At 55.6% G+C, this 18,898-nt stretch carries 12 protein-coding genes; 8 read left to right on the forward strand and 4 right to left on the reverse strand.

The genetic code is table 11. The annotated features are described in order from the left end of the window. Positions 1-52: 52 nt before the first annotated feature. The 4 genes from RT282_RS14405 to RT282_RS14420 are packed head-to-tail and all read right to left on the reverse strand — an operon-like array spanning position 53 to position 5,134. Positions 53-487, reverse strand: coding sequence for a DUF1643 domain-containing protein (locus tag RT282_RS14405; protein WP_313315310.1), 435 nt, complete (start codon positions 485-487; stop codon positions 53-55). Further along, positions 484-1,752, reverse strand: a complete 1,269-nt coding sequence (locus tag RT282_RS14410) for a restriction endonuclease subunit S (RefSeq protein ID WP_313315313.1) — start codon at positions 1,750-1,752, stop codon at positions 484-486. Before RT282_RS14410 ends, RT282_RS14405 begins: the two co-directional genes overlap by 4 nt. Further along, positions 1,743-4,223, reverse strand: a complete 2,481-nt coding sequence (locus tag RT282_RS14415) for a type I restriction-modification system subunit M (protein ID WP_313315315.1) — start codon at positions 4,221-4,223, stop codon at positions 1,743-1,745. Before RT282_RS14415 ends, RT282_RS14410 begins: the two co-directional genes overlap by 10 nt. Positions 4,224-4,231: 8 nt before the next feature. Next, positions 4,232-5,134 (reverse strand): WYL domain-containing protein, encoded by a 903-nt coding sequence (locus tag RT282_RS14420; RefSeq protein WP_313315316.1) that lies wholly within the window; start codon positions 5,132-5,134, stop codon positions 4,232-4,234. A 287-nt stretch (positions 5,135-5,421) separates the two neighbouring features. On the opposite strand from RT282_RS14420, the gene RT282_RS14425 reads away from it, so the two are divergent. From RT282_RS14425 to RT282_RS14460, 8 genes are read left to right on the forward strand one after another with little or no spacing between them, the layout of a single operon-like run. Continuing rightward, entirely contained in the window at positions 5,422-6,939 is a 1,518-nt protein-coding gene (locus RT282_RS14425) for a sigma-54 dependent transcriptional regulator (RefSeq protein ID WP_313315319.1), read from the forward strand. 33 nt (positions 6,940-6,972) lie between these two features. After that, positions 6,973-7,791 carry a VWA domain-containing protein gene (locus tag RT282_RS14430; protein ID WP_313315322.1) on the forward strand — a complete coding sequence of 273 codons (819 nt, stop codon included), beginning with the start codon at positions 6,973-6,975 and terminating at the stop codon, positions 7,789-7,791. Next, positions 7,788-8,492, forward strand: a complete 705-nt coding sequence (locus RT282_RS14435; protein ID WP_313315325.1) for a PP2C family serine/threonine-protein phosphatase — start codon at positions 7,788-7,790, stop codon at positions 8,490-8,492. The genes RT282_RS14430 and RT282_RS14435 overlap by 4 nt, the downstream gene beginning before the upstream one ends. Continuing rightward, positions 8,489-9,916, forward strand: coding sequence for a protein kinase domain-containing protein (locus RT282_RS14440; protein ID WP_313315327.1), 1,428 nt, complete (start codon positions 8,489-8,491; stop codon positions 9,914-9,916). Before RT282_RS14435 ends, RT282_RS14440 begins: the two co-directional genes overlap by 4 nt. A 7-nt stretch (positions 9,917-9,923) precedes the next feature. Then, entirely contained in the window at positions 9,924-13,238 is a 3,315-nt protein-coding gene (locus RT282_RS14445) for an AAA domain-containing protein (protein ID WP_313315329.1), read from the forward strand. After that, on the forward strand, positions 13,228-14,691 hold the full coding sequence (locus RT282_RS14450) for a hypothetical protein (RefSeq protein WP_313315332.1): 1,464 nt from the start codon (positions 13,228-13,230) through the stop codon (positions 14,689-14,691). Before RT282_RS14445 ends, RT282_RS14450 begins: the two co-directional genes overlap by 11 nt. After that, the gene (locus tag RT282_RS14455) at positions 14,576-17,065 is read left to right on the forward strand and encodes an AAA family ATPase (RefSeq protein WP_313315334.1); all 2,490 of its coding nucleotides are present in this window, start codon (positions 14,576-14,578) and stop codon (positions 17,063-17,065) included. Before RT282_RS14450 ends, RT282_RS14455 begins: the two co-directional genes overlap by 116 nt. Beyond that, positions 17,062-18,882 (forward strand): hypothetical protein, encoded by a 1,821-nt coding sequence (locus RT282_RS14460; protein ID WP_313315336.1) that lies wholly within the window; start codon positions 17,062-17,064, stop codon positions 18,880-18,882. The genes RT282_RS14455 and RT282_RS14460 overlap by 4 nt, the downstream gene beginning before the upstream one ends. Positions 18,883-18,898 lie beyond the last annotated feature (16 nt).

An 18,898-nucleotide genomic window follows, 5' to 3' on the forward strand; every position in this document is an offset into this window, starting at 1 on the left:
TCCGTCTGGGGGAATTCTCTACTTCCGGGTGGTTCAGGTTTTCAAGGGGACTTCAGGCAGCGACTGCTTCTCCGCGCTGACGCAGAACCTTTGGCGGTTGGCCATAAGCCAAGACGATGGTTTTGGCCTGGGTCGCCATTTCCAGAATCATTCGGTCGTTCTCCGGTCCGATGGGATCGGCCACTTCCAGTAACCGGTTTTTGTCGGTCGCACGGTAGGCGTGGACGTTGCCAACCAGCTGCCCACCGTAACCCCAAGATCGGGCAAACTTGCCTGTCTTGCGCAGCGTCGGGTCACTGAATTCCGTGCAAGCCACACTGGGGTTCATGAGCAGCCAAAGGACGAGGGGTTTGTTCTTGTCCCAGACTTCCGAAAGCTGGTATCGGTACTGCTGACACTCGGAAAACAAGGCGGTGACAGTGGAATCCGCAGGCCATGCCGGGCGAGCTTTACCACCGGCGTCATGCTTTGAAGTAGCCAAACTCATGCGTTTGCTCCTCGTGGCTCAACCAGCCTCGTCTTTCCGGTGAGCAGCTCCTGCATCATGGCTTGTTTGATGTTGCGGGTTTTATCGCGGCTTGCTACGAGCACTGACAGCTCGGAGTCCATGCTCGAGAGCGCGGTGGCAATGGCGTTTTGCTCAGGAAGCGATGGCAGGGCTAGAACGATGCTGGACAAGGCGGCAGCACTAATGTGAACAACGGCATCACCCTGTCCTTTGCTTGCTTTTTGAGCAGCAATTGGCGCAGTGTTGCAGTAGTAGCCCATGAACATTGGGTTGATGCCAGCGGCTCGAAGAATCACAGTGTCTCCACCAGCGTAGGCCTCGCAGTCGTCAATAAAGGCGACACATTTGCCAATTTCCTCCTTGGTCTCGCCTGAACCAGCAAACAGCAAATCGCCTTGCTTCAATTTCGTCGCCGTTGCCGCCACCTGCGGGGAAATCCAGGAGTTAAAAGACTTGATGTAGTCGTTGTGATGCGTATAAATCTCGCCATAACGGATGCAGGGGAGCGTCCCGCTCTGCGCTTCGTCTTTCTTAACACCGCGCCCCTTCAAGAACTGGCCAATATCCCCCAGTTGCTTCACCTCCCAATTTCCACTGAACCCCGGCAGACGAGTTTCACCAGTGAGCAGTTGCTGCATGGTCGCCTGCTTCAGATCGCGCTTCTTGGCGATCATTTGGTCAAGGGTAGCGAGCAACGCATCGACATCGCTCAGAGCTGCGGCGATTACACGTTGTTCGGGGAGAGGGGGAAGGGCTAGCACCATCTCACCGAGCTGTTTTCCGTTCAGTGCGGGAAGGGCCGTCGTGGCAACCAACGCGCCCAGCTTCTTCATCAACAACATCGAGTGGACAAAGCGGACATCGGCGCGACTCGCATCGAGTACATACGCCGCCATGTTGTTGTCGATGCAGCTCGGCTGGCCAAGGATCTTCTTTCGCTCTAGGAAGACCGCAGCCCCAACTTTCGCGAAGACGATACTGTCAGCTGGGAATACTTGGGCGCCTAGATGTTTACGCGTTTGCTCTGAGACGTAGTGGTTGGCTGCTGTCATGAAGGTCTCGTTGCCTTCATTGTTCATGTCCGATACTTTGAAGAATGGGTATTCACCAGTACGTTGTCCCTGAGCCCAAAGAGGGAAACCGCTGCCGCCCTTGAAAAAACCAAATTCACACGCGCGCAGGCAATCCCAATCATCAGGAATGACGCCGACATCGCTGCGCTTGTAGCCAGGCATCAGTTCCATACCGCCCCCATTTTTTTCAGGTGCTCATCCACCCGCGCTGAGAGTGTGGCGAGCTCTTTGGTCAGCGTCGGCAGCGGCGTGGCATAGCGTTCCGCAAGCTGACGGATGCGGCCTGTGAGGGTTTGAGAAACCCGATCCAGCTCACCTTGCACGGCATCGGCCAAGGTCGCCAGCCATTTGTCGTCCACTACAAGCTGCTTGATCTCGTCCTCGGTCAGCTTGGGGTACTTGGCATCCAGCTTGGCCTCAAGGTCGTCCTGCGCCGCTTTCAGCTTGCCTTTGATATCAGTCTGCTTGTCAAGCAAGGCAGCGTAGTCCTGCAGCGCCTTGCGCTCGTCGGCGTAGTCAGGATCTTTGCCGATCTCCTTCAGGCGGACTTTGACAGCCTTAGCCGTGATCTTCTGCTTGTCGCCTTCGCCTTCAATGACCTCGGCTAGCAGCCCTTCTCCGCCGCTGTTCTCTTCCATCATCTCCTGAAGTTGTTGCTCGACATCTGCCAGCTTGGCCTCCAGCGCTTCAATGGCGTCGCGCTCAACGGTGAAGTAACGGGCGATCAGAATTGGCGCGGGAATCAGGTCGGATTTGAAGCGGCGCTTGCCTTTCTTGTAGTCATGCGCTTCGGGCCACGCCAGCTTGCCGTCCTTGTTCTTGACTTGAAGAATTTCACGCGGCTGTGCCCCAGCCTGCCAGCCTGCGTCTGATATCAGGTAGCAGTCGTCTTGCATCGTCTCGGCCCAGTAATCCATGAGGTGTTGGTACACGTCATAGGCATTGACGAGCGGCGTTGGCTTGAATCGGGCAAGCAAATCCTCGGACAGTGCCTCGATCAGTTGCTTTGGGTGGCCGTTTTTCGCAAAGCCCTTCAGTAGCGGGGTGCGGGCGTGCTTCCAATCAACAAAGACCTTGGTGGCCGCCTGATTGAATGCAGTGAACTCAGGATGCGCAAAGATGGTGGTCTTCACCTCGGCGATGGGCAGTTTCAACTGTGCATAACCTGCGCGCCCGGCTGACTCGAACAGGGTATTGCGCACACCGGGGATCACCTTCCAATAGTCGCTCAACGCATCCAGGTCACGCTCTGGAATCCCGCCACGCAAGTGGCCATCGATGTCCTGGATGTCTTCAGGTTCGGTGCTGTCGATGTAGCGTGGCAGGTTGAGGTTGTAGTCGTTCTTGGGATCTGCGATCTCGGTCAGGGGCACCATGCGCGAGTAGCGTGGCAACTCTGCGAACTTGGTGAAGGCATCGACGATCTTGTGAATGTCCTGCTCACGCAGGCGGTTCTTGGCGCCGTCCTTGATGAAGCCCTTGGAGGCGTCGATCATGAAGATGCCTTTGCGTGCAGAAGCGTTTTCCTTGTCCAGCACCAGGATGCAGGCGGGGATGCCCGTGCCGTAGAACAGGTTGCCCGGCAGGCCAATGATCCCTTTGAGGATGCCCGACCGCACCAGCTTCTCGCGGATGACAGCCTCGGCATTGCCCCGGAAAAGAACACCGTGAGGGAGAATGCAGGCGCCTTTGCCGGTGCTCTTCATTGAGCGAATGATGTGCAGCAGGTAAGCGTAGTCACCTTGCTTTTTCGGCGGTTCGCCCCAAGCAAAACGCTGGTGCGCATCGCTGGCAGGGGTCAGGCCGGTGCTCCAGGTCTTGTCTGAAAACGGCGGATTGGCGACGACGTAGTCATAGGTACGCAGCGCCTCGCCATCCTTGAACTTCGGCGAGGCCAGCGTGTTGCCCTGCAGGATGTTGGCGGTTGGAAAGTCGTGCAGGATCATGTTCATACGGGCAAGACCAGCAGTGGTCACGTCCATTTCCTGCCCTTCCAACGTGATGTGCTTGCCAGCCTCGGCGGCCACCTTGAGCAGCAAGGAGCCAGAGCCGCAGGTGGGGTCATACGCGGTGGTCGAGGCCACTGCATTGGCAGGGGAGATGCCCACGACCTTGGCCATGATGCGACTGACCTCGGATGGCGTATAGAACTGGCCTTTGCTCTTGCCGCTCTGCGAGGCAAAGTGCCGCATCAGGTATTCGTAGGCATCGCCCAGAATGTCGTCGTTCTCGGCTCGGTTCTTCGAGAAATCCAACTCGGGCTTTTGGAAGATGCCGATCAGGTTGCTGAGGCGATCCACCATCGCCTGACCTTCACCGAGCTTGTTCGGGTCATTGAAGTCAGGGAAGTCGCTGCGTGCAAGACGGGTGTTGGCGTCGATCAGGGGCTGAATGACCTGTGTGTTGATCTTGTCGCCAATATCGCTTTTGCCCTTGAGGGCAACCATGTCCTTGAAGCTGGCTCCGGGCGGAATGGTGACAGGCGGGGCAAAGTCATCAGAGTCCCCGTACTTGTCCGAGACGTACTTGATGAACAGCATGAACAGGACGTAGTCCTTGTATTGGCTGGCATCCATGCCGCCGCGCAGTTCATCGCAAGATGCCCAGAGCGATGAGTAGAGGTCTGATTTCTTGATTGCCATTTGTGATCCTATTTCCGTGTTGTGCTTGTCGCCGGGGCGCGGTAGCCGGGCGCGAGCTTCGCGTTTTCGACGCCATACAAGGCCAGCGGATCGCTGAGCCAAAGGCGGTACTGTTCTTCTGTGAGGCTGTGATTTGGTGAAGCATCCACGCTCCAGCGCAGCAGCATGTAGCCCGCCACCGCCGCGCGAACGCGCATCCGGATCGAGCCATCGGTCATCCCGTAGTCCATCTTGATGATCTCGGGGCGGGCGAGACGCGGATGCGGTACCAAGTCCAACTCCACGATCCGAGTCCACTGGATGTCGTTATCCGGGCGCTCGTTGGCCTTGGGTTCCTCATCGACCAAAGTCGGCGCTTCGATGCGCGTGACGACGAAGTCGCGGAACTCGCCGGACTTGCGGTCAAACGCCCGAACGTGCCAGCGCAGGCCGGTGTCAACCAGCGCAAAGGGAACGATGATCCGCTCGGACTCTCCGCTGCTCATCGAGTGGTAACGGATGGCGATGGGTCGCTTGGCGTGGATGGCTCGGCAAATCGGTGCCAGCACATCCATCCGGGGGCTACTCAAAGCTGCGGGGGATTCGCAGGGCAGCAGCGGTTGCGACTCGACGTTCACTCCATCGCCAAACCCAAGAGCAAGCGCCGACAAGACACGCTGCGTCGCGTGCTCGAAGATCGGGGAGAACGTCTTGCCGATACGGTAGATCTTGTTGCTGCCGTCGAAGGTGATGTTCTGCGGCGCGATTTCCCGGTACAGCGCCAAGTCGCGCGTTGCCCCGGCTGGAGCCACCCCAAAGCGGCTCGCCAAGTCTGGGCGGCCGATTTCACCCATGAAGTACAGGCGAAAGTCGATGTACGCCAAGCGCTCGCGCTGGGCATGGCTCAGACTCTCGAAACGTTGGGGGTGCATGGTCAGGTGATCCTCACCCACGGAAGATGACGGTTAGACCGAAATTGGTCGTTCGATTGCTCATTTCTAGGCAGTTTACATCATCAAATTGATGACATAATACTCTGCGACGGAAGCTGGGGCAATGAGGTATGGCGAGTGAATGCCGGGGAGTGTGAACTTGATCGGTTTGCGCTCCTCGCCGTCCAGAATTTCGCTTGTCATCAGCCAGCGCCTACGACGCTTTTCATATGCATATGACCCACGATAGAATGAAATTTATGTAGTCACATAATTTCTTATGCCTGATGCCCACACTTTTTACCTGGCTTGGTAACTCAGACCTTCGCGCCTCGGAAGATGCGTCGGGCACAGACTTCGGCCCCATCTTGATGGCGCTGGAGACCGGGGTGTATGACCGTCTAGTACTCCTATCAGATCACGGTCAGCAGAAAACGCAGAACTTCGTGGCGTGGCTGAGCGGCAAATTCACGGGAGCTACAGAGGTGCGGTACGCAAAACTGCGTAGCCCCACCGATTTCGAAGACATTTACGTCGCAGCCAACGGAGCGGTGTCCGCGACGCTCTCTTCTTCTCCTGAGCTGCCGGTCACTTTTCACGTGAGCCCTGGCACCCCTGCCATGGCTGCTGTCTGGGTGCTGTTGGCGAAAGCCAAGTACGGGGCTAACCTCATCGAATCCTCTCGTGAACACGGCGTGCGTCCTGTCGTTGTTCCATTCGACCTGGCCGCTGAGTTCCTTCCAGTTGCGAGCAAGCAAGCTGACGAAGCTCTCGCACACCTGGTCCAAGGATTGCCCCCGGCAGCGCCGGAGTTCGCCAGCATCATTCACCGCTGCAATGCGATGAAGCGTGTAGTCGCGATGGCGCAGCGTTTGGCGCAACGGGATCTGCCCGTATTGATCCAAGGGGAGTCCGGGACCGGCAAGGAACTCTTTGCACGTGCGATCCACGCTTCCAGCAAGCGAAAAGGCGCTCCCTTTGTTGCAGTCAACTGTGGGGCCATCCCGCTCGAACTGATCGACTCCGAGCTTTTCGGTCATGAAAAGGGTGCGTTTACCGGTGCCCATGCAACCCGTGCTGGCTACTTTGAGGCAGCTGATGGCGGGACGCTTTTTTTGGACGAAATCGGTGAACTGCCGCTGCAGTCACAGGTTCGACTGCTGCGCGTACTCCAGGAGCATGAAGTGACCCGCCTGGGGGCCAGTAAGTCCCGAAAAATCGATGTGCGCATCGTCGCCGCTACCAACCGGGTTCTGCCGGAAGAAGTTCGGGCGGGGCGATTCAGAGAGGATGTGTTTCATCGAATCGCGGTTGGCATCTTGGCGTTGCCTCCCCTGCGCGCTCGCGAAGGGGACCTCAATCTATTGATCGACGCTTTGCTGGCGCAGATCAATCGCGAAGCAACTTCCCAGCCGGGCTTTAAAAATAAGAAATTATCTGTTGGCGCAAGAAATCTTCTTCTTCGCCACACCTGGCCGGGCAATGTGAGGGAGCTGCACAACGCGCTTTTGAGGGCGTCCATCTGGGCGCCAGGAGAGGAGATAGCCGCCGAGGATATCGATGAGGTTCTCTCGCTCACAACCACCGGCACAGACGACGCCATTCTTGGGGCCGCACTTGGCGATGGGTTTTCGCTACCTGATCTGATGGCAGATGTGGCCCGGCACTACCTGGATAGGGCCATGGAGCAGAGTCGTGGCAACAAGACTGAGGCAGCGAAGCTGTTGGGTCTTGGCAGTTACCAAACTTTGACGAATTGGTTGCTCAAGTACCAGTCCACAAAAGCTGGCACGGATGGTGCATAAGCATAAGAACTTTTATGAATTGGAGGCTGGGTCATGGGGTTTGCCAAATACCAAGAAGACATCGTGAGTCGATACGTCGGCGATCTCGCGATGCGTTCCACCAAGGTGCCGGTTCCACCACCCAAGCCCCCAAGCTCGAATGCCAAAAATCAACCTGATCAAAGGACAAAGAAGATGAGCAGTCTCAAAAAATTCGCTGTCGCCACGCCCCGGCCTCTCCCCGTGATCGTCTTGGCAGACACAAGTGGCAGCATGGGGGAGAACGGCAAGATCGAAGCGCTAAATGCTGCGATGAAGGACATGGTCTCGACTTTCGCCAAGGAAAGTCGTTTGCGCGCCGAGATCCAGGTGGGCCTGATCACCTTTGGTGGCAAGGCGCAGATGCACTTGCCATTGGTTGCGGCACATGGCGTCGCAGGGTTCTCGGAATTTAAGGCTGACGGTGTCACGCCGATGGGTGCGGCATTTGATCTCGCGCGTCAGTTGCTGGAGGACAAGGATCGCATCCCCTCCAGAGCCTATCGCCCCGTCTTGATTCTGTTGTCTGATGGACAACCGACCGACGACTGGGAGGCTCCTTTCAAGGCTCTTTGCGACTCCGAGCGGGCACAGAAGGCGACCCGGCTAGCTATGGCGATTGGGCCGGATGCCGATGAAGCAATGCTGAAGGATTTTGCAAACGACGCAGAGGCTCCCATTTTTAAAGCCCACAACGCCCGGGACATCCACCGCTTCTTCCGTGCAGTGACCATGAGTGTGACCACTCGCACGGCAAGCCAAAATCCAGACATCTCAACCGCATTCGTTGTCCCGCCGCCGGATGACGACGCACTGGACCTCGACTTCCAATGAGGTTTATTGCCTGCGGCGCGAGCGTCATTGGCCCCCGACACCGGGATCTGGGCGAGCCTAATCAGGACGCGATGGTTCTGGCGGGTTGCCGAGGTGGCTGGATTGCGGCTGTGGCAGACGGATTGGGATCGAGAGCACGTAGTGATCTGGGGGCACGTAGTGCCTGCCAAGTTACCCGGCAGATTTTGCGTGCCACATCGAGCAGTTTCGATCTACCGGCAACGCTGCCCTTGATTCACCAGCAATGGCTTGGAGCGATCGATCCGACAACTCCTCGAGACGCCGCGACCACGCTGCTGTTCGGCCGCGTGACAGATCAAGGCGAGGTCCATGCAGCCCAATTGGGTGATGGTCTTCTGCTGGTGAAATGCGCTGGCGAGTTCCGTCGCGTCACGCCAGAGCGCACAGCTTATGGCAATCAGACCTGGGCACTTGAGTCCACGCACCTGCAGGACAAATGGAGCTGTACGAAAGGCCGATTCACCGAGCCTGGTGATGGTGTTGTCTTGATGACAGATGGCGTGGCCGATGACCTCGAACCTGCACATCTTGCCGACTTCTTTGATGCGCTTTACCAAGACTTAAGCGTTCGAAATCGGCGCAGAGGCAGACGCTGGTTGCAGTCTGAACTGAATGACTGGGCGACACCCTTACACAGCGACGACAAAACACTCGTGGCCATTTTTAGGACTTCTGAATGAGCGCAGCAACACCAGAGGCACCAAAGAAAAACAGGACGGTGCTAGACCAACACGGTCAGTCCTATGAACTGACAGGGCGTATCGGCGAAGGCGGTCAGGGGATCGTTTGCACGACCAACTACCCCAATGTACTCGTCAAAGTCTCTCGCGCAACAACAGAAGAAAAGCGAAACAGTTGGACGAGCAAGATTCGCGCACTTATGCGTCAGCCACTTGAGGGCCTTCCCATCGCACATCCGCAAGCCCTCATCACGCAGCCGCAGCCCGGTTACGTCATGGAACTGATGGATGGTCTGGTCCCAATGACTGAACTGATGCAGGTCGCGACGGACGCCTTGATGTCAGATGAAGGCCTCTCGGGCTATGTGAAAACAGGCGGTCTGTTGCGCCGGTTGAAGATGCTCGCGCGACTGGCTCGGGTCCTGGCTGACTTGCATGGCCGAGGACTCGCTTATGGCGATCTTTCTCCTGCAAATGTCTTCGTATCGCAGTCACTAGAGTACGCCGAAGTCTGGTTAATCGACGCCGACAACGTTGCGAGTCAGTCGCATGACGGTCAGCAAGGTGTATTCACCCCCGATTACGGGGCTCCAGAGATTCTGAGGGGAGAGTCCGGCATCAATACACTGACCGACAGCTGGAGTTTTGCGGTCATGGCGTATCGCATCCTCACGCTGGTTCACCCCCTCAAGGGGGACGTTGTGCTTGAGGGTGAACCCGAGCGTGAAGAGGCAGCCCTCCGCGGCGAACTCCCTTGGGTAGATCACCCGGTTGATCGCAGCAATGTCTTGTCGATAGGTCTGCCTCGCGAAATCACGCTCAATGCGCCACTGCGTGCGCTGTTTGAACGATGCTTCAATGCCGGGCTGAACAATCCGGGTGAGCGACCAAGTCTCAATGAGTGGGCAGATGCCTTCGAGGCTGCCACAGGCCATTGCGATCAATGCGAGTCTTGTGGCAGCACTTTTTTTTACACATCTAAGCACATCTGTCCATTTTGCGATCACACCCAGGGCACGAATCGCACGATCCTCTTGCAGGAGTATCGCTATATGCCACCGGACCTGCTCCGGGAGGGCTTACCGGAAGACGTTCCAGAGTCGTTGATTCGAAAAGAGTGCTGGACTCGCACAGGCAAGGCGATGGTTTTGACTATGAGCCCTGCCGAGTTAAAAACTTTGCCTTTAGGAACGTCTCTGTACGCGGACGCACGTCCGCTATGCACTGTCGAGCTTGCAAAGGATGGCTTGTGGATAGAGCCATCAGCCGGTACGCAAGTTTCCTTGCAAAGAGCATCTGACGACAAAGTCGTCCCGGTTGTGCGTCGGCAGCGGCTCAAGTCAGACAGCCGTTCAGGAGTGTCTTTTTGGCTCCACCTAGGTGCAGTAGAAGAAGAGCACGTCGTTTGGCGTTTCAACTGGTGAGGCAACGATGAAACTCTGCGACTTTCCTCTTCTGTCGGGTGAACTTGGCCAGTTCACATGTGACGACCTGGGAGCCGATTGGCAGATCGGTGAGGCCGTGTCAGTACAGGCACACGGTAATGACTATCTTCTCCGACAGGGCGACGCCGTTTGCGTCGGCAAAGTAGAAGGACGCCAAGATCGAACTGCGCTTCAGGTCCAACGAGGTCTGACGTTGTGGGTGTTAAGGCATCGGCATGGGGAGGTTCTCCACCTTCAATCCTTGGATTTGGTCGAGCAGATCCAGTTGGATATGGCGATTTCTGTTGATGAGGCCATTGCGGAGCAATTGGCCAGCAGGGGTGAGATTTCTGCTCCCGACGTACCCACTGCAGTTGGTTGGTTGAATGAGCAATTCATCTCAGCCGAAAAAGCACCGAATTCAGAAATGGATCGTGTTTTTCTTGGCCGCTTCGACAACCCTTCCGATGAGAGTTTCGTTCTGTTTGGTGCAGGCTGGCGCGGCAACGTCAAACGAGATGCTGGCGTGCTCAAACTGATGAGCGTCACTCGTCTCAAGGGGGCTACAGCACGTGTAGCCATGGCCGTTGGCACGATCTCTTTCCAAGATGCCAGTGTCGCCGTGCGTCTCCAGAGTACAGAACAACGCGCACTTCTGGATGCCGCGCTGCGCGACAACGGCAGCTACCTACGTTTATGGCAAGAGTATGGTGCGCTCGAATGGGAGCAGGCTCGAGATTGCGCGAGGGAACTGGGTTCTCTTCGTTTCAAGAGTGCGGAACTCGTCGAAGGTGAACTGTGGGCCTGGTTTCTAAAAGTTGATGCGGATCACCTGAAGGATTTCCGGAAGCGATGGAAAACTTTGGGGCTGGCGAATACGACGCAAGTCGAGCTTGGGGATCGGGAGCTTGATCTTGATTCCGAGGTTGAAGACGCGCCGAGCAGAGCTGACCGAGCACGCCGTCGCCCCGTTCGTGGTGTATTGCGATTCGAGCGAGAGGGCGTGGTCTTGGTTCCCAGCCAGGACCGGCGCTCAGAACGCCCCCCAACCAAGGGGTTCATCTACTACTCACTGTCAGGTGATGAAGCCGTACAGACCCGTCGTGCGCGCGCAAGGCAATCTATTAATGAAGGGCGGCGACTGCCGCAGCTGAGCTACTTGCTGGAAGGGGTGGCTCCACCAAGCGCCCGGCGACGTCAACTCGTTGGCCTATCTAGCTATGCCAAAGCTTGTTTCAAGGGGCTTCCAACCGAGCGCCAGAAACTAGCCCTGGATGTGGCCATCAATACCCCGGACATTGCACTGATCGTCGGCCCTCCAGGTACTGGTAAAACCCAAGTCATAGCTGCGCTACAGCGTCGCCTAGCAGAAACTCTGGGCGAAAATTCATTGCAGCATCAGGTGCTGATCAGCAGTTACCAGCACGATGCAGTCGATAACGCCCTGAATCGTGCCGAAGTCTTTGGCTTGCCTGCCGTTCGAATTGGCGGCCGAGGGCGCCGTGACGAAGGCGGTGTCGACCCCGTTGGTGTTTGGTGTGGACGCAAACGGAAAGAAATCTCTGTTCGACTCGACGCGATTCGGCTGAATGAGCCGCTGACTCAACCATTGGAAGAGCTAGATCGACGTATCACAGCATTGAGACTCGCGAGCATGTCGGCACAGGAACGCCAAACACAGTTCGAGCAAATTGATGTCCTTTTGCGTCAGCTGTTCGATCTAGATGTTCGTCTTCCGGCCCATATTAAAGACCGATGGGATGAGTTTCTTGCTCAGCAGAAAAGAGTCGAAACCCAGCGTCAGGCCAATGAGCCTGCTGGGCTTGTGCGCTTGGTGAGGGCCCTGCGCACCAGTTCTATCGGGTTCGCCGACGACGGTCCGGACAGAGTTCACCAGCTTGAGCGTACGCTGCGACGTAACAAGGTCAACCTTCAAGATTCGGAATGGAGCTTGCTCCAGCGTCTTTCAACGGTTGCCGATGCAACAGAAGCAGACCTTGCTGAATTGGCTGCGTTTAAACGGTCCATGCTGGATCGGCTGATCCCCGATTACAGGCCCCCGCAGCTTAAGCAGGCGTTGAGCGGAGAAGTGCTCGGGCTCTTGGCCGAGATCGAGCACGCAATAGATGCGCCTTTACGCCAATCTCGCCGTGGCATCTCTGCGGTAGTGGCCTCCTACCAGGCGGCACTTTCCCAAGCCCCCAATGAGGCAGCTAGAGCGGTCCGCGAGTACGCCAGCATTGTCGGTGCGACATGCCAGCAGTCAGCTGGTAAGGCGATGAGCAGCTTGAAGGAGTTGAGCGACCTGGATGCATCAGAAGGAATTGAATTCGACACGGTTGTCATTGACGAAGCCGCAAGAGCAAATCCTCTCGATCTTTTCGTTCCAATGGCGATGGCGCGGCGTTGCATCATCCTGGTTGGCGATCATCGGCAACTACCTCACCTTGTTCAGCGAGAGTTGGAAGATGAACTCATTTCCAGGCAAAGCCTGACTGAGGCTCAAGCGAAGGCGTATGAGCAGAGTCTTTTTGAGCGGCTGGTGAAGCAGCTTAGGGAGCAAGAGAAAGTCGACAACATCAAGCGCGTCGTGATGCTCGATACGCAGTACAGAATGCATCCGAGACTGGGTGACTTCATCAGCAAGCAGTTTTATGAATCTGAGGGATTGGACGTCTTGCACTCAGGTCGGCCTGCGCAGGATTTCGTTCACACGATTCCTGGCTACCAAGGCAAGTGTGCAGCTTGGTTGGATGTGCCTCTGCAGGACGGGAAAGAAAAATTCCTAAAACCCGGTTATGAAAGACGGGCGGAGGCAATTTCTATTGCAAAAGAGGTTAAGCGGATTGCAGATTCTTGTGGGCCGTCGCTGAGCATTGGGGTCATCAGTTTCTACCGCGCCCAGTGTGACCTGATACTTGATGCACTGGCTGACGAGGGCTTGGCCGAGGAAGAGGATGGGGAAGTCCGGATCGCGCGCTCCTACCGGCAGACTGAATCAGGTGATGAGCGACTGCGCGTCGGCACGGTTGACGCGTTTCAAGGCAAAGAGTTTGACGTCGTCTTCCTGTCCGTAGTGCGAGCTAACGACGTGGTGGTTCCCGATCAGAAGGAGGGGGAAGAGCGCGAACGATTGCTCAACGGCAAGTATGGGCACTTGCGGTTGGCAAATCGCATGAACGTTGCAATGAGTCGCCAGAGGAAGCTCTTAGTCGCCGTCGGTGCCAAACATATGGCCGAAGGGCCCGAGGCTGAGGAAGGGGTCCCGGCTCTAGCTGCATTCCTCAAGCTTTGTAGAGAGGAGATGGCGCATGGCCGCTGACCGCTATCTTCGCTTCGATGTCCGTCGCCCCCCGGGTGGGCGTCCGCTTTTGTGGCCTGTCCGCGTTTGGAAGGTCCTTTATCCAACAAATCGTGTCCTCAAGTTAAACCTGTTCCAGCAGGCGATCCTTGGACTTGCAAGGGCCAGATGCCAGGACAGTTCGGAAATGGCTGAGTTGTTGGGGCTGGATCGAGAACTGGTGGCGTTCATCATTGCAACCCAACTGATCCCGAACGGCTGGATGACCACCTTGGGATCAGTCACCTCTCAAGGTGAACGTGTCCTCGAAGAGGCTCAGGATGCCAGCGAAGAAGTCCGCATGGGGTACGCATATCAGGACGCGATCTCGGGGAACTGGCTGCCGCGATTCACTGAAGAACTTCCAGAGATCGAAGCGAAGCGAGTCGATGAACGTGGTTACCCAGTGTTCCTGCGAGACCTCGATTCCGGAAAGGAAGATCGCCCCTTCCGCCTCAATCACTTCCGAGAGGGCACACTGGACACAGCAGCCCTCTTTGATGCGTTTCAGCGCTATCGGACGGATCACGACCACGCCAAACAGCGTGATGACGAGCTTTCGGCACGTGTCCGTATTGAGAGTTTGAGCTTCGTCGAAGATTCGGCGCAGTCGATGTGGTTGTGGACATGGATTTTTCCCGACGAGGCTGGGCCACAACCTTGGTTGGTTGCCGACCCATTCGGGTTGCAGCAGGCTGCGTCTTGGTTGCGCAAACCCCTGCAGGAAGTCTTGCCGCGAAACGATCGACTCGCAAGATACATCGCTGACGCGGTAGGCGAGACAAGATCTAACGATTTGTCGGCAGAGGAATGGCTCCGATCCCTAGAGAACCAGATCGACTTGACGCTGCTTGCAGATTACAACTGGTCGCGGAAGGTACCGATTGTTGAGGGATACCTCGCCAGCGTTCTGAGACGAAGATCCGTGCTGGCCAGTCAGGAGCGGTCTTGGCAGGAGGATGTGACGAGCTTTCTCATTGAGACTCACAACTTGGCAGAAAGCGTGCTGCAGTGGCTGTTGAAAGCATTCCCATCGGACATTCGTAGATTGCCGCACTGGAAAGACCAGAGAGATTGGAAAGATGGGGAAGCGCAATATTACCTCCAGTTCTTCAACCTTCCTTGCCTCACCGATGACGTAATTAAGCGCTTGTCTGAGCAGCGCTTGGATCAGGTGCGCACAGCGGTGAAGCGCGGTAGCAGTTCGCTCAAGGCGTTGTTGTTTGCGGCGCTGTTAGGGACAGTGGATCAAACATCACACCCCTTCCTCAAATTATCCGCCGATGAGCTTCAACTGACTCGTCTGCTTGATATGGCCGATGCTCGCAACAAAAAAGCTGGGCATTCAGGTAGCGAAAGAATCGATAGAGAAGAAGCCATGGAACACGCTGACTTTGTCATCGAATGGGTTCAAATTTTTAAGGGCTGGTATTGAAATGGCAAAACACAATAAGGGGAACAAAGCCCCAGTCGCGCAAAACGCAAATACTGCACAAAGTGCGGTCGCATCGGCATGGCAGAAAGCAACTGCTGGAATTGGCTCCCTTGCATCGTTGGTGCAAGGCGATGCTTCCGCTGTGGCACTCCCTGACTTGGAGAAAGATCAGGTCAGCGAGTTGGATAAGGTAGAGCCCGAGAAAAAACTTGAGCTCGAGAGGTTGCTTGCGGATATCTCTGATGTCGCAAAGAGAGTTCGTGATCTACATGAAGACGCGCAGAAGCGCACAGAGGACCTGGCTCGCAAGGAGGAGGCATTCTCCCGCCGAAGTGATGAGAACAAGAAGCGAACCGAAGAGATCCACAAACTCGACGAAGAGTTGAAGCAAAGACAAGTTGAGATAAAAAAGTCCGAATCAAGTTTGGCTGATAAGGAGCGTGAACTTGAGAAGCGAGAACTGGATGCGCGTTCCGGTTTTGCCGCCCAAAACGTGGCCGCACTCAGTGAACTCAAGAAAGAAATCGTGGAACTTGAGTCTAAGAAGACTGAGATTCAACTTGGCATCCTCCAAGCGGAGCAGAAGGCGCTTGACGACGAGTCCGCGCGCGCATTAGCGCTGATGGAGCGTGAAGCGGAGATTGCAAACAAGGAGAGAGGTCTACAGCAGCAACAACGGCGACTAGATGCGGAGTGGAAAGAGCTAGAACGCGAACGAGCACAGATCCGAGAAGATGCGCTACGGGAAGCGGAGCAGGAAATTGCTGGTTGGAAGACCGCTCATCAAAGAGCCAGGGATAGCCGTCAAAAGGTTTATGACGAGCTAGAGTCAACCAGGCAGGAAATTGAACAATTCCGCGAGTTATCCGAAGTATTGGCAGGGCGGTCTGCACGCGAGATCCTTGACGAGTTGGCTGCCCACAAGCGTCGAGTGACTCAACTAGAGAACCAACTCGCAAGCAGTGAAGATGATCAGTTGCGAGCAGAGAATGAGGCGCTGCGAAAACTCCGTGATGAGCAAAAGGCTCAACTCGACGAGGTACATTTAGATTTGGCTGATGCAAAAGCTCAGCTTCATCGCCTCCGCCTCGGCGTGAGTGACAAAGAGAACCTGGAAAGAGAAAAGCGCGCCCTGGAAAAGAACAATCAGATCTTGAGTGCAAGGCTCAATGACTTGGGCAAAACGGTAGATGACCTAACCCAGTCACAGCAATCTGAGAAGCCGTTCCCTCAAATGGCATGGATGGACTCGGCGTCCACTGCCGATTGGATCAAGGATCGCAAGGCCAAGGAGTTGAGCCTGCCGGAGCAAGACGTTCCTGATCTGAAAAAATTCTCTGTTGAATTGCAGCACCGGATCGCTCAAGCGGAAGAAGGTGCAACACTGCATTTCCGCCTCGAAGATATTCAGTTGCTTATTGCTGGGTTGGCCATGAGCCAGCTTCACATCTTTCAGGGAATCAGCGGCACAGGCAAAACAAGCTTGGCGAAGGCATTTGCAAAGGCTGTCGGGGGGCATTGCACCGACATCGCCGTCCAGGCTGGCTGGCGAGACCGTGATGATCTACTGGGACACTACAACGCTTTCGAAAAGCGCTTCTATGAGCGCGACTGCCTGCAAGGTCTCTACCGTGCGCAAACTGCCGCTTACAAGGACCGGTGCAACATCATCTTGCTGGACGAGATGAACCTGTCTCGCCCGGAGCAGTATTTTGCTGAATTCCTCTCGGCGCTCGAAAAGAATGACCCAAGAGATCGACTCATAAGTTTGTCGGAAAGCCAGTTGCCGAACGCCCCTGCGCTACTGGTGGAGGGGCGAAGGATTCGGGTTCCCCACAACGTCTGGTTTGTAGGCACTGCTAACCACGATGAAACAACGAACGAGTTCGCCGACAAAACCTACGACCGTGCTCATGTCATGACGCTTCCCCGCCACGAAGCGGGATTCAAGGTAGAGCCAAAGCCAAAGGCCAGCTTTAGCTATGGATCATTGATCGAGCGTTTCGATGCCGCTGTGACACAAAACGCTGTTGAGGTTTCAGAGTTGTTGGCGGAGTTGACGACAGGCCCGCTCACGAGCATCTTGCAGGATCGCTTTGACTTGGGTTGGGGTAATCGACTCGAACGTCAGGCCATGCGATTTGTCCCCGTTTACATGGCTGCAGGCGGTCGCAAAGAAGATGCTCTGGACCATTTGCTTGCCAGCAGAGTATTTCGACGTGGCAAGGTTACTGGCAGATACGATGCGACCATCGATGATCTAAACGCCATCGAACAAGCCCTGACCACAGTTTGGAAGGGGTGGAAATCGGAGCCTCGCCGTTCCATGGCCCTGTTGGCTGAAGATCGCCGCCGCAAGGAACGCGGGGCATGAGATTTCTTGATCGCCTTACGGGTGAAAAACTCAGTCACCTACCCGATGCGTTTCTGCCGGGTCGGTATTGTTTGCTTGAGCCACTTGTTGTCAATGGACACAGCCATTTAGAGGCCGGCGATCTAATCACGGATGATGGGTCGGGTTTCATCCGGATTCAAGACACTGAATCACAAGTGCTCTCCATCGATCAAACTGGCGACGATCAAGCGGACTCCGATCTTTCTGCAGAGGCGATTAATTCAATCGCAGGAAAGCTTTCCCACGCAAATGGTTTGAGTGTGTCCCCGATGCTGCCCGCTGAGATGGCCGCGCAGTGTGCCCTTGAGGAACTCGAACGGAATTTGGCCACAGTACTCAGAGATGGTCATTTGCACTCGATATCTGATCGGCCGCGCAGAGACCTTCGGTACGACGATCTGGTTGCACCCGTAGCGCGAGCTCGACGTCTGGCAACCTCGGCGCTAAGTCATCTGGCATCGCACTCGGATTGCTGGCAGCTGCGCACGCTTAGCGGTGTGCAACCTCGCAAGGTTCTGGCGCGTTTCAGCGAGGATGACTACGCCATCTATGAGAACAGACTCTACAAGCGATTGCTGGATCGGCTGGATCGACATCTTGCCAAGAGACTAGCTCGCATCCGTGGTGTTAATGCACGTCTAGCGCGAGCTTTGGAGTTTCAAGACTCTGAGCAGACGCACTTTCGACTTCGCCAAGATATTTGCCGTCTTTGGGGGGAGTCATATCTTGATGACAAGACCGGGATGCAATTGGAGGCCGGAAAGCGTGCTCTATCGGAGATTGAGGCTCAGTTGCGTGCAATTAGAGGATTGAAGCAACATGGTCTTTATCCACACGTCCCCGCAGCGTCTGTAGTACCCGCCCAGGTTCATCGCACCAACATTCTGAATCATGATCCTCACTACAGGCATTTGCCTCCTCTTTGGGAAAGTTTGAAAGACGAACGAGAGGAGCGGCAAATGAGGCCAGAAGAGCGACTGGCGAAGCATCAGCAGTTGCACCTTGCCTACAGAGACTACGTTGGCCTGGTTCTTCGACGAGCCTTGGAAAGATATGGACTGCAAGTTGGAAAGGGTGATCGCTTAGAGTTCGGTTGGGCTGGAATTACGTTTTCAGTGAGACAGGATGGTCAAGATTGGCTAATTCTCAACTCGCACGCTGAGACTCTTCGGTTGATTCCTATCGCTTGGTTTGGAAAAGATGTCGAAGAAGGTGAAAACCTAAATTCAAGTCATGTCGTTTGCTGGCCAGGCTGCTCAGACAATATTTCTTCGCGGCAGCGCTTGGCTATATCTCCTTTAGATCTTTACGTTGTCGAAAAGATGGGGAGATTAATTGATGAGTGGATGATTTCAGGGTTGATCGAAGGCTACGGAAAAAAACTCGGCCCCTTGCCAACACCTGTAAAGCAGATGGCTGACGAATGGCCCAATAATTTTGAGAGCATATCTTCGACGCACGTTCGACTTATCGCGCCCCTGGACTCCAGGCAGGCGTCCCAGATCAAATTAAAACTTCAGGAGTCTGCAAGCGAGCAAATCGAAAATCAGGTGTTGACTGCTGTAGATCAATTGACTGCTCTGTCGCGTCTCTGCAGTCATGATGCTCAATTCAGTGCTAGCCCGCACCGGGAGTTTTATTGCCGATGCCGAACCTGCGAGACCACTTGGTCGCTCAAGACCTTGAGTGACAAGAGAGTCTTTGCAATGCGTCCAAGGGGAGCGACGAATTTGCCTTTAGCTGATGGGTTTAATTGGTCTGGCCGCGATTGGTTGGATTTTGAAGTCTCTTTGTGAGAACGATATTCCTTAC

This window comes from Pulveribacter sp. (assembly GCF_032079985.1).
Classification (GTDB): Bacteria; Pseudomonadota; Gammaproteobacteria; order Burkholderiales; family Burkholderiaceae_C; genus Melaminivora.

Excerpts from the sequence above, each read along its gene's own strand:
- RT282_RS14405 (WP_313315310.1), bottom strand. The coding sequence starts at position 487 with ATGAGTTTGGCTACTTCAAAGCATGACGCCGGTGGTAAAGCTCGCCCG.
- RT282_RS14410 (WP_313315313.1), bottom strand. The coding sequence starts at position 1,752 with ATGGAACTGATGCCTGGCTACAAGCGCAGCGATGTCGGCGTCATTCCT.
- RT282_RS14415 (WP_313315315.1), bottom strand. The coding sequence starts at position 4,223 with ATGGCAATCAAGAAATCAGACCTCTACTCATCGCTCTGGGCATCTTGC.
- RT282_RS14420 (WP_313315316.1), bottom strand. The coding sequence starts at position 5,134 with ATGCACCCCCAACGTTTCGAGAGTCTGAGCCATGCCCAGCGCGAGCGC.
- RT282_RS14425 (WP_313315319.1), top strand. The coding sequence starts at position 5,422 with ATGCCCACACTTTTTACCTGGCTTGGTAACTCAGACCTTCGCGCCTCG.
- RT282_RS14430 (WP_313315322.1), top strand. The coding sequence starts at position 6,973 with ATGGGGTTTGCCAAATACCAAGAAGACATCGTGAGTCGATACGTCGGC.
- RT282_RS14435 (WP_313315325.1), top strand. The coding sequence starts at position 7,788 with ATGAGGTTTATTGCCTGCGGCGCGAGCGTCATTGGCCCCCGACACCGG.
- RT282_RS14440 (WP_313315327.1), top strand. The coding sequence starts at position 8,489 with ATGAGCGCAGCAACACCAGAGGCACCAAAGAAAAACAGGACGGTGCTA.
- RT282_RS14445 (WP_313315329.1), top strand. The coding sequence starts at position 9,924 with ATGAAACTCTGCGACTTTCCTCTTCTGTCGGGTGAACTTGGCCAGTTC.
- RT282_RS14450 (WP_313315332.1), top strand. The coding sequence starts at position 13,228 with ATGGCCGCTGACCGCTATCTTCGCTTCGATGTCCGTCGCCCCCCGGGT.
- RT282_RS14455 (WP_313315334.1), top strand. The coding sequence starts at position 14,576 with ATGCTCGCAACAAAAAAGCTGGGCATTCAGGTAGCGAAAGAATCGATA.
- RT282_RS14460 (WP_313315336.1), top strand. The coding sequence starts at position 17,062 with ATGAGATTTCTTGATCGCCTTACGGGTGAAAAACTCAGTCACCTACCC.